This is a genomic window from Mesorhizobium sp. M4A.F.Ca.ET.050.02.1.1 (assembly GCF_003997725.1).
Taxonomy (GTDB): Bacteria; Pseudomonadota; Alphaproteobacteria; order Rhizobiales; family Rhizobiaceae; genus Mesorhizobium.
In genome coordinates, this window is the sequence record NZ_RZSG01000144.1 from 1 (window position 1) to 10,440 (window position 10,440).

The following is a 10,440-nucleotide window of genomic DNA, read 5'->3' on the forward strand; positions in this document are numbered from 1 at the left end:
GTCCTACTCCGGGAATTTCGAGACGATGATGAACATCAAGGTGCCTGCAAGCATGGTGATGAAGGAATAGGTGTAGAGCGACAGCGCGAAGGGCTGGAACAGCATCAGGAAGCCGATGGCGATAATAGCGGTGGCGATGTTCTCCAGCAGGCCGCGCCTTGCCCAGCGAGGCCATGAGGAGCGCTTGGAGACAACAGTGCGGCTCATGCGACACCGCCTTCCTTCTCCCCGTTCACGGGGAGAAGGTGGCCCGAAGGGTCGGATGAGGGGCGGCGCAAACGCCCCTCATTGAGACATATGTCGGCGCTGGCCCTCATCTGCCTGCCAGCATCTTCTCCCCGTGAACGGGGAGAAGGGACGCTGCCCCAGCGCTGGTTCCACACTTGCTGACTGTTCATCATTTGCGCACCGCGCCGAAGGTGATGCCGCGCAAGAGCTGCTTGCGGAGCAGGATGGTGAAGACCAGGATCGGCACCAGGAAGATCGTCGTGCCCGCGGCCACCGCCGGCCAGTCCTGGCCGCCCTCGCCGATGATGGTCGGGATGAAGGGCGGCGCGGTCTGTGCCGTGCCGGAGGTCAGGAGCGCGGCAAACGCGTACTCGTTCCAGGCGAAGATCAGGCAGAAGATGGCGGTCGCGGCGATGCCGGTGGTCGCCTGCGGCAGCACGGTGCGCCAGAAGGCTTGCAGCCTGGTATAGCCGTCGATCATCGCCGCTTCTTCATACTCGCGCGGGATCTCGTCGATGAAGCCCTTGAGCAGCCACACGGCGAGCGAGACGTTGACCGCGGTGTAGAGCAGGATCATGCCGAGCGCGGTGTCGGAGAGGCCGATCTCGCGGTACATCAGGTAGATCGGGATGGCGACCGCGATCGGCGGCATGAAGCGCGTCGACAGGATGAAGAACAGAAGGTCGTCGGCGAGCGGCACCTTGAAGCGCGAGAAGCCGTAGGCCGACAGCGTGCCGAGGAACACCGCGCAGAAGGTCGAGCCGAAGGCGATGATCAGCGAATTGACGAAGCGCGGCAAGAAGTTCGACGGCCCCGCGATCACCATGTTGCGCTTGCGCACCGTCTCGTCGCAGAAGCCGGTCGCCGGTCCGAGCGAGTTGATGTATTCCGGCGTCTGCCGGGTGCGCGTCGTGAACAGGTTGCAATACCCCTCGATGCTCGGCTGGAACACGATCTTCGGCGGATAGGCGATCGAATCCGGCGGCGTCTTGAAGCTGGTGGCGAAGATCCACAGCAGCGGCACGATCGAGATCAGCGCATAGGCGACGATGATCGTGCCGGCGACCAGCTTCGAATTCGCCGAGGGCGCGACGACGGAATGGGCTGATGTCAGGCTCATCTCTGCTTCACCTTGTTGAGCGCCTTGACGTAGATGTTGGCCAGGCCAAACACGGCGACGAACAGGATGATGGCGAAGGCCGAGGAATAGCCGGTGCGCCAGCTCTCGAAGGCCTGCCGCTTCAGCGTGATCGACGCGACCTCGGTGGTCGAGCCCGGCCCGCCGCCAGTCAAGAGATTGACCATGTCGAACATCTTGAAGTTCTCGATGCCACGGAACAGCACCGCCAGCATGATGAAGGGCAGCGCCATCGGCAGCGTGATCGACCAGAACTGGCGCCAGTTGGAGGCGCGGTCGACCTCGGCCGCCTCGTAGATGTATTCGGGGATCGAGCGCAGGCCGGCGAGGCAGATCAGCATCACGTAAGGCGTCCACATCCAGGTGTCGACGATGATGATCGACCACGGCGCCAGGTCGACGTTCGACAGCATTTGCACATTCGTCGGCGGAATGCCGGTGACGAAGGAGATGACATAGGAGAACAGGCCGATCTGCGGCTCGTAGAGGAAGCGCCAGAAATTGCCGACCACCGCCGGCGACAGCATCATCGGCACCAGGATGATGGTCGTCCAGAAGGCGTGGCCGCGGAACTTGCGGTCGATCAGCCAGGCCAGCGTGAAGCCGATCACCGTTTGCAGGAGGATGGTCCAGAAGACAAAATGCGCCGTCGTCTGCATGGCGATCCAGATGTCCTGGTCGGTCAGGATGCGCTTGTAGTTGGCAAGCCCCAGGTTCTTCACCACCTCGTTCGGGCGGTTGGCGCGGTAGTTGGTGAAGGACAGATAGATCGCCCAGAACAGCGGGAAGATGTTGATGGCGAGCAGCAAAAGGATCGTCGGCGAGATGAACAGCCAGGCGAGGCCCTTGTCGCTGATGCCCCGGACCCGGCGGGCCAACGGCTCCGGCGTGGCCCGGGCAACGTTGTCCGCAGTCCGATTGAGCATGGTCAGTCCTGCATCGGTCACTTGGATGTCTCTGCGATGGAATTTATCTGAACTGCGTCCCGTGCCAAGGGCGGCACGGGACGCTGCGGTCTGGCCCGGGAGGAGCCTTACATCTTGCCGTCGTCCTGGAACACCTGCGTCCAGTCCTTGACCAGGCCGTCGAGCGCGTCCTTGGCCGAACCCTGGCCGGCCACGACATAGTCATGGAAGCGCTTCTGCGAGGCCTGCAGCAGTGGTGCGTAGCTCGGCTCGGCCCAGAAGTCCTTCACGATGGCCATCGAGTCGAGGAAGGTCTGCGCATAGGGCTGGCTGGCCGGGAACTTCGGGTCCTTGACCACCGCGTTAAGGCAGGAATAGCCGCCCAGCGACCACCACTTGGCCTGCACGTCCTTGTTGGCGAACCACTTGATGTATTTCAGCGCCGATTCCTGTTTGTCGGAATAGGAGACCACCGAGATGCCCTGGCCGCCGAGCTGGGCGAACTGGTCGCCGTCGGGACCCTTGGGATTGGCGAAATAGCCGATCTTGTCGCCGCCGACATTCTCGTCCTTCTGCAGGCCAGGCCAGGTGAAGGCGAAGTTCATGTGCATCGCCACCTGGCCGGATTTGAAGGCGTCGACGCCTTCGCCCATATAGCTGTTCGAGGCGCCGGGCGGGGTGCAGCAATCATAGAGCGCCTTGTAGAACTCCAGACCCTTCACCGACTTCTCGGAGTTGACGAAGCCTTCCATCTCGTAGGGCTTCTTCGGATTCTCATACTGGAAGCCGAAGCTGTAGAGCACGTCCATGGCGCCCATGGTGATGCCTTCCGAGCCGCGCTCGGTATAGATCGAGGCGCCATAGACCGTCTTGCCGTCGATCTCGCGCTTCTGGAAGAATTCGGCGACCTGCTTCAGCTGATCGAAGGTCGCCGGCGGACCGAGATCCCAGCCGTACTTCTCCTTGAATTCCTTCTGCAGCTCCGGCTTGGAGAACCAGTCCTTGCGGTAGGTCCAGCCGACGACGTCGCCCATGGCCGGCAGTGCCCAGTAGTTCGGCGTGTTCTTCGGCCATTCCGAATAGCCGACCACGGTCGCCGGCACGAAGTCGTCCATGCTGATCTTCTCCTTGTCGAAGAAGTCGTTCAGCTTGACATAGTGGCCGTTCTCGGCGGCGCCGCCGATCCACTGGCTGTCGCCGATTATCAGGTCGCACAATTTGCCGTGCGAGTTGAGCTCGTTGAGGAAGCGGTCGGCATAGTTGGTCCACGGCACGAACTCGAACTTCATGCCGATGCCGGTTTCCTTGGTGAAGTCCTTGGACAGTTCCACGAGTGCGTTGGCCGGGTCCCAGGCGGCCCAGCAAAGCGTCAGGTCTTCCGCATGCGCGGCGTTCGAGACGGCGGTCGACGCGGTGATCGCCGAGGCCAGACCCAACGCCAGTTTCAAGGTCGATTTCATGCCTTCCTCCCATTTGCGAAACGCGTCCGGATGACGGTTTCAAGAGCCCTCAACCCCCGCTCCTCCGGGGGCCTAAACGTGACGGTGCGCTGAGCGCCGGATGTTTAGTAATTTGTTTAGTGATGCTCTTTTTACTAAACAACGCAAGCGAATTCGTTGCTGCGCCGCAACATGGCGGAAGGCACGCTTGAAATCGTTGGAAAATAACCGCCGACCGTTCCGGCCGTTCGTTGTCAGCCCGCTTGCTGCACGGTCTTCGAACTCACCGTCACTGGCCGGATCGGCGGCGCCGGCGGCAGCAGGGCGCGGATGTCGGCGAAGGGGAAGACCGGCTCGAAGCGGAAGGCTTCGGCAAGCGCACCCGAGGCGCCGTTGCATTGGCTGGCGCGGAAGGCGTTCAGCGTCCGCGATGCCTCGACGAAGCGCTCGGGGTCTTGCGAGCGATGCGCCCGGATCGCGTCAGCCTTGATCCCGGCATGGCCGGAGATGTCGACGTAATGCGTCGGCGAAAAGCCGGTGCCGCCAAGCGTATCGGCATGCAGCACCGGCACCGCGAACGATGCCGCGATGCGCACGCCGTCCGACAGCGCACGGTGGTCGCCATGATAGTCGTTCGGCGCATGGGTGATGGCGAGATCGGGCTTCACCTCGCCGATCAGCGTCCTCAGCGCGCCGATCAGGGCGGCGTCGGCCACGAGCGCCCCGTCGGGAAAGTCGAGGAAGCGCGGGACGACGCCAAGCAGCCCTGCCGCCGCCGTCGCTTCCTCGCGGCGCGCGCGGGCAAGGGTTGCCGGAGCGCCCTTGCCGCCCTTGGCGCCGTCCGTGGCTATGGCGAAAGTCAGTTCTGCGCCTAGCGCGGCATAGGCGGCCATCGTACCGAACATGAATATCTCAATGTCGTCCGGATGCGCGCCGAGCGCCAATACTCTCACTCTTCTCTCCCCGGAAATGGAAAAACGTGCCGAACGGAATCCTGCTCGCCCTGCTCGCCTATGCAAGCTATTCGGGCAGCGATGCCGTTATCAAGAGCCTGGGCGGACAGTTCACCGTCTTCGAGATCGGCTTCTTCGTCACCTTGTTTGCCGGCTGTCTCCTTTTCTTCACCCGTTCCGGCAAACGAGCGTTGGCGTGATTTCTGGCGCATGAAGCGGCCATGGGCCGTGCAGGCCCGGGCCTGGTGCGGCATCGCCTCCGGCGTGCTCAGCGTCTACGCCTTCACCCACATTCCGCTGGCCGAAGTCTACGCGCTGATCTTCCTGGCGCCCCTGCTGGTCACCGTCCTGTCGACCGTCATCCTGAAGGAAAAGGTCGGCCCGTGGCGTTGGCTGGCCGTGGTCGCCGGCTTCGCCGGAGTGATGCTGGTGGTGCGGCCAGGCTTTCGCGAATTGAACCTTGGCCATCTGGCCGCCTTCGTGAATGCCTTTCTCGCCGCCACCAGCGTCATCCTGATGCGCTCGCTTGCCCAGCAGGAGAAGCGCACGTCCATGCTCGGTGTCCTGGTTGGCTACGGCCTGCTGTTCAACGGAGCTGGTGCCGCTACCGCCGCCTTCGCGTTGCCGAACCCCGTGCAGTTCGCCTGGCTGGCCATGGCCGGCGCCTTCACCGCCGGCGGGCAACTGATGCAACTGCTCGCCGCCAAATACGCGCCGGCCAACCGCATCGCGCCGATGCACTATTCGCAGATTGTCTGGGCCGTGATCCTGGGCGCGCTGTTCTTCCACGAATATCCGGACGTGCTGTCGCTCATCGGCCTCGCCGTAGTCGGCGCCTCCGGCTTGCTCACCATGGTGCGCGAGGAGGTGCGGCTGGGCACGGTGCGCTGGAATCCATTTTCGCGCACCAGGCTTTGAGGTGGCCGTCAGCGCGTTGTTGCGTGCTGGCCATGGGCGCTGATATGCGGGCGTGATGAAGACCAACCCCTTGCCGGAGCTTCCGGTCTCCGCCGTGCTGCCGGCTCTTGGCGAAGAGCTGGCGACGAAGAGCAGCGCCGTGCTGGTGGCGCCGCCCGGCGCCGGCAAGACGACTCTGGTGCCGCTGGCGCTGCTCGACGCGCCGTGGCTCGGCGCGGGCAGGATCGTCCTGCTCGAGCCGCGCCGGCTCGCCGCTCGCGCCGCCGCCCGCCGTATGGCGGAGTTGCTCGGCGAGGAACCCGGCGGAACCGTCGGCTATGCCATGCGCATGGAGAACCGCACCTCGGCGCGGACGAAAATCCTCGTCGTCACCGAGGGTGTTCTCTCGCGCATGATCATCGACGATCCCGAACTGCCCGGCGTCTCCGCCGTCATCTTCGACGAGTTCCACGAGCGCTCGCTCGACGGCGATTTCGGCCTGGCGCTGGCGCTCGACGTGCAGGGCGCGTTGCGGCCGGACCTGCGCCTGCTGGTCATGTCGGCGACGCTCGACGGCGCGCGCGTGGCCAGACTCTTGTCAGGCGCGCCGGTGATCGAGAGCGAGGGCCGCGCCTTCCCGGTCGACATTCGCTATGACCAGCGGTCGCCGGGCACGGCGATCGAGGACGCCATGGCCATGGCGATCCGTTCGGCGCTTGCCGAGGAAAGCGGCAGCCTGCTCGCTTTCCTGCCCGGCCAGCGCGAGATCGAGCGCACCGCAGAGCGGCTGCGGGATCGCATCAGTGCCGACACCGACATCGTGCCGCTCTATGGCCAGCTCGACAACAAGACGCAGGACGCGGCGATCAGGCCGTCGCCGCCGGGCCACCGCAAGGTGGTGCTGGCGACCTCGATCGCCGAGACCTCAATCACCATCGACGGCGTGCGCGTCGTCATCGATTCCGGCCTGTCGCGGCTGCCGCGCTATGAGCCGGCCAGCGGCCTGACCAGACTGGAGACGGTGCGCGTCAGCCGGGCTTCCGCCGACCAGCGAGCCGGCCGCGCCGGCCGCACGCAAGCAGGCGTGGCCATCCGGCTGTGGCGGGCCGAGCAGACCGCGGCACTTCCCGCCTTCACCCCGCCTGAAATCCTCGAGGCCGATCTTTCCGGCCTGCTGCTCGACTGCGCAGCCTTCGGCGTCGCCGATCCCACGAGCCTGTCCTTCCTCGATCTGCCACCGGTTCCGGCGCTCAACGAAGCGAGGGCCTTGCTGGTCGCCCTGCATGCCATCGACGACGCCGGGCGTCTCACCGACGCCGGTGCCGCCACGCGCAAGCTCGCGCTGCCGGTGCGGCTTGCCCATATGGTCGCCGAAGCCGCCGCAACCGGCCACGCGATGGAGGCGGCCACCCTTGCCGTGCTGCTCACCGAGCGCGGGCTCGGCGGCGACGGCGCCGATCTCGAACGCCGGCTGATGCGCTTTCGAACCGAGAAGTCGCCGCGTGCCGTGTCGGCCCGCCAGCTCGCCGAACGGCTGGCGAGGCAGGCTACACCCTCCGCCCCGAGGGGGGAGGGTCAGAGTGCCGGCGCGCACCTCATCCACGCCTGGCCGGACCGCGTCGCCAAAGCACGCGGCGAACGCGGCCGTTTCGTGCTGGCCAATGGTTCGGGCGCCATGGTCGATGCCGCCGATCCGCTGGCGGGCGAGACCTGGCTGGTCGTTGCCGACCTGCAGGGCAAGGCGCAGAACGCCCGCATCACCGCCGCCGCTCCGGTCGACGAGACCGATATCCGCGCCGCCCTTGCCGACCGCATCGAGATCCGGCGCGAGACAAGCTTCGATCGCGACCGGCGCGCCGTGCGCGTGCGCGAGACAGCCCGGCTCGGCGCCATCACACTGGCCGAGCGCATGCTGCCGGCGCCGTCCGGCGTCGACGCGGATCGGGCGATCCTCGAGGCCCTGCGTGAGCATGGCCTGTCGCTGCTCGACTGGGGCAAGGAGGCCGAGACGCTGCCGTTTCTGACGGGCGCGGCGTCCTTTGCCGCGATCAATTCCGGCGCCCTGTCGGCCGGCCTCATGTCATTGGTGCCGCACGAACTGCAGCGCAAGGTCGAGGCGCTGGCGCCGACCCATTTCGATGCGCCGTCGGGCAGCCATGTGCCGATCCGCTATGATGGCGAATGGCCGGTGCTGGCGGTGCGCGTACAGGAGCTGTTCCGCCTCGACAGGCATCCGGCGATCGCCAATGGAACCGTGCCGCTGACGCTCGAACTCCTCTCGCCGGCGCACCGGCCGATCCAGACGACGCGCGACCTGCCCGGCTTCTGGCGCGGCTCGTGGGCGGATGTGCGCACCGACATGCGCGGCCGCTATCCCCGACATGTCTGGCCGGAAAACCCACTCACCACCGCCGCCACCAGCCGCGCCAAGCCACGCGGAACCTAGTCCTGGCAAAAGCTTGGGCAGTCCGTCCTGGTGGCCCTCAGCCGTCAAGTCCCCGCTACAGCGCTACTAGCGCTTACCCTCCTGCGGCGATAATCGTAATCCATGATCAACATCCTGCGCTCACCGGACTTCCAGCAAAGCCAGAGGCTGCGGCTCAACACGCTGATCCGGCTACGCTGGCTGGCCATCGTCGGCCAGAGCCTGACGGTGCTCGTCGTCGCCTATGGGCTGAAATTCCCGTTGTCCGTCAGCATGTGCTTCGCGCTGATCGCCTGTTCGGCTTGGATGAACCTGTGGCTGACCTTCCGCTACCCGGCGGCGCACCGGCTCACCCCGCTCTCGGCGTTCGCCATCCTGACCGTCGACAGCCTGCAGCTGGCCGGCCTGCTCTACATGACCGGCGGTCTCACCAATCCGTTCTCGGTGCTGCTCAGCGTACCCGTCGTCATCTCGGCGGCGTCGCTGCCGCTGCGCCTCACCGCGGTGCTGGGGGCGCTGGTCATGGTGGCGGCCACGCTTCTGGGCTTCTTCCACCAGCCGCTGCCCTGGTACGAGGGGGCGCCCCTGGAAATGCCCTTCATCTATGTCGCCGGCATGTGGATGGCGGTGTTCGCCTCGATCGCCTTCACCGCCATCTACGCCTTCCGCGTCGCCGAGGAAGCGCGCCTGCTTGCCAACGCGCTCGCCGCCACCGAGCTGGTGTTGCAGCGCGAGCAGCATCTGTCGGCACTGGACGGGCTCGCCGCCGCCGCGGCGCATGAGCTCGGCACGCCGCTTGCCACCATCACGCTGGTCGCCAAGGAAATGGAGAAGGCGCTCGGTGAGGACATGAAATTTGCCGAGGACGTGAAGCTGCTGCGCTCGCAGAGCGAGCGCTGCCGCGAGATCCTGAAGCGGCTGACCAGCCTGTCCTCCGAGGGCGAGGCGCATCTGTCGCGTCTGCCGCTGACTTCGCTGGTGGAGGAGGTGACGGCCCCGCACCGCGATTTCGGCATATCGATCAAGCTGCGGCCCGGCGAGCGCATCGGCCCCGAGCCGGTCGGGCGGCGCAATCCAGGTGTCATCTACGGCCTTGGCAATCTGGTCGAGAACGCCGTCGACTTCGCCCGCAAGACCGTCACCGTCAGCTGGAGCTGGGACGACGCCGAAGTTATCTTTTCGATAATCGATGACGGGCCGGGCTTCCCGCCGGAGATCATCGACCGCATCGGCGAACCCTATATGTCGACGCGGCAAGGCACAGAAGCCGGCGGCGGCCTCGGGCTCGGCCTGTTCATAGCCAAGACCTTGCTGGAGCGCTCCGGCGCCACGCTGGATTTCCGTAATTCGAGCGGGTTGGGCGAAGGCGCCGTGGTGCAGATATCCTGGCCGCGCGGCGTCTTTCTCAACCCCGAATCGTCTTCGAGCATGTTCGACACCGCCTGAAACCACGCTTTAACCTGCATGGTGGCCTCATCGGGGCCGGTTGCGGGCTCTTAAAATTGGACAATAGTGGCGCGGAACTGTATCTGCGTAAGCTTAAGGCAGCAGGAATTCTGGACACCATGAGTGGAGACGAAACGACTGGCGCAATGGTTGAGGGCGAGGACACCTCGCTGCTGATCGTCGACGACGACAAGCCGTTCCTGACCCGGCTCGCCCGCGCCATGGAAACCAGGGGCTTCGTCGTCGAGACTGCCGAGAGCGTCGAGGAGGCGGTCGCCAGGGCGCGCGCCCATCCGCCGGCCTACGCCGTGGTCGACATGCGGCTCGGCGACGGCAACGGCCTCGATGTCATCGCCGCCATCCGCGAGAAGCGCGACGACGCCCGTGCCGTCATCCTCACCGGCTACGGCAATATCGCCACCGCCGTCACCGCCGTGAAGCTCGGCGCCATCGACTATCTTTCCAAGCCGGCCGACGCCGACGATGTCTTCGCCGCGCTCACCCGTACCTCCGGCGAACGCGCCGCGCCGCCGGAAAATCCGATGTCGGCCGACCGCGTGCGCTGGGAGCACATCCAGCGCGTCTACGAAATGTGCGACCGCAACGTCTCGGAAACCGCGCGCCGGCTCAACATGCACCGCCGCACCCTGCAGCGGATTCTCGCCAAGCGCGCGCCGCGTTAGGATCGTCAAGCGCACAGGGCAAAGCCTCGGAAACGGCGAATTCAGTTTTGTGGTGAGCATCGATATTCGCCGAAGTCAGCGCTGCCCCTCATCGCCCTGCCGGGCAGTTCTCCCCGTATAGTGACGGGGAGAAGGCGGACGGCCGCAACGTCGGCTCTCATCTGCAACGTCGGAGATTTGCGAAGTCATCGGCCACAGCTGTCCAGCCGATAGATGGGTAACAGTTTGAACCGGATACATAGGTAACAGTTCTCCCCCTATTTGTCCGCTGCAGCGCCAAGCGGATTGGTTAGCGCGGCGCTGCAGCGGACAAGCGTCATACGCCT

8 protein-coding genes and 1 pseudogene are annotated in these 10,440 nt (G+C 65.3%); 4 read left to right on the forward strand and 5 right to left on the reverse strand.

Annotated elements, in window-relative coordinates; translation table 11 throughout:
• Window positions 1-3: 3 nt before the first annotated feature.
• The 5 genes from EOA33_RS12575 to EOA33_RS12595 form a co-directional block, all read right to left on the reverse strand.
• On the reverse strand, window positions 4-207 hold the full coding sequence (locus EOA33_RS12575; protein WP_126056828.1) for a hypothetical protein: 204 nt from the start codon (window positions 205-207) through the stop codon (window positions 4-6).
• 190 nt (window positions 208-397) lie between these two features.
• The gene (locus EOA33_RS12580; protein ID WP_126056827.1) at window positions 398-1,348 is read right to left on the reverse strand and encodes a carbohydrate ABC transporter permease; all 951 of its coding nucleotides are present in this window, start codon (window positions 1,346-1,348) and stop codon (window positions 398-400) included.
• Entirely contained in the window at window positions 1,345-2,292 is a 948-nt protein-coding gene (locus tag EOA33_RS12585; protein WP_126059255.1) for a sugar ABC transporter permease, read from the reverse strand. Before EOA33_RS12585 ends, EOA33_RS12580 begins: the two co-directional genes overlap by 4 nt.
• A 107-nt stretch (window positions 2,293-2,399) precedes the next feature.
• Entirely contained in the window at window positions 2,400-3,731 is a 1,332-nt protein-coding gene (locus tag EOA33_RS12590) for an ABC transporter substrate-binding protein (protein WP_126056826.1), read from the reverse strand.
• Window positions 3,732-3,964: 233 nt separating this feature from the next.
• Window positions 3,965-4,663 carry a PIG-L deacetylase family protein gene (locus tag EOA33_RS12595; RefSeq protein WP_126056825.1) on the reverse strand — a complete coding sequence of 233 codons (699 nt, stop codon included), beginning with the start codon at window positions 4,661-4,663 and terminating at the stop codon, window positions 3,965-3,967.
• Window positions 4,664-4,689: 26 nt separating this feature from the next.
• On the opposite strand from EOA33_RS12595, the pseudogene EOA33_RS12600 reads away from it, so the two are divergent.
• From EOA33_RS12600 to EOA33_RS12615, 4 genes and pseudogenes are all read left to right on the forward strand, one after another.
• Window positions 4,690-5,581, forward strand: a pseudogene (locus EOA33_RS12600) (DMT family transporter).
• Window positions 5,582-5,636: 55 nt separating this feature from the next.
• Window positions 5,637-8,006: an ATP-dependent helicase HrpB gene (gene hrpB, locus EOA33_RS12605; protein ID WP_127405770.1), complete on the forward strand. Its 2,370-nt coding sequence runs from the start codon at window positions 5,637-5,639 to the stop codon at window positions 8,004-8,006.
• A gap of 102 nt (window positions 8,007-8,108) precedes the next feature.
• Window positions 8,109-9,431: an ActS/PrrB/RegB family redox-sensitive histidine kinase gene (locus tag EOA33_RS12610; RefSeq protein ID WP_126056823.1), complete on the forward strand. Its 1,323-nt coding sequence runs from the start codon at window positions 8,109-8,111 to the stop codon at window positions 9,429-9,431.
• 119 nt (window positions 9,432-9,550) lie between these two features.
• Window positions 9,551-10,114, forward strand: a complete 564-nt coding sequence (locus tag EOA33_RS12615; RefSeq protein ID WP_127405771.1) for an ActR/PrrA/RegA family redox response regulator transcription factor — start codon at window positions 9,551-9,553, stop codon at window positions 10,112-10,114.
• The last annotated feature ends 326 nt before the right edge of the window (window positions 10,115-10,440 follow it).